At 63.4% G+C, this 418-nt stretch carries 1 protein-coding gene; it reads left to right on the top strand.

The window, feature by feature from the left end; all coding sequences use genetic code 11:
* Positions 1 to 418: immunoglobulin-like domain-containing protein (locus CR46_RS18495; RefSeq protein ID WP_035537061.1), on the top strand; the 418-nt coding region annotated here is incomplete at both ends.

The following is a 418-nucleotide window of genomic DNA, read 5'->3' as shown; positions in this document are numbered from 1 at the left end:
CCAGCACCGCCACGGTGACCACGGTTGACGACAACGACGTCACCACCATCACCCTGGACGCCCCGGAAACCGTCACCGAAGGCAACGACATCACCGTCACCGCCCGCGTGAACAATGCCCCAGCCACTGACCTCACGATCACGCTGTCCAACGGAGAGCAGATCGTCATTGCCGCCAACGCCACCGAAGGCAGCGTCACGTTCGCCAGCCGTGAAGACGACGTCTTCCAGCAAGGCGACGAGAGCCAGACCCTGAGCATCACCGGCACGGACGGTGGCAACTACGAAGCCGTGGATACCACCAGCACCGCCACCGTGACCACGGTTGATGATAGCGACGTCACCACCCTGACGCTTAACGACGTCACGGTTAATGAAGGCACCGGCACCGCCACACTCAGCGGCACGCTGAGCAGCGC

Origin of the sequence: Vreelandella neptunia (assembly GCF_000712975.1) — a bacterium.
GTDB classification, from domain to species: Bacteria; Pseudomonadota; Gammaproteobacteria; order Pseudomonadales; family Halomonadaceae; genus Vreelandella; species Vreelandella qaidamensis.
This window is presented reverse-complemented; position numbering and strand designations above follow the sequence as displayed.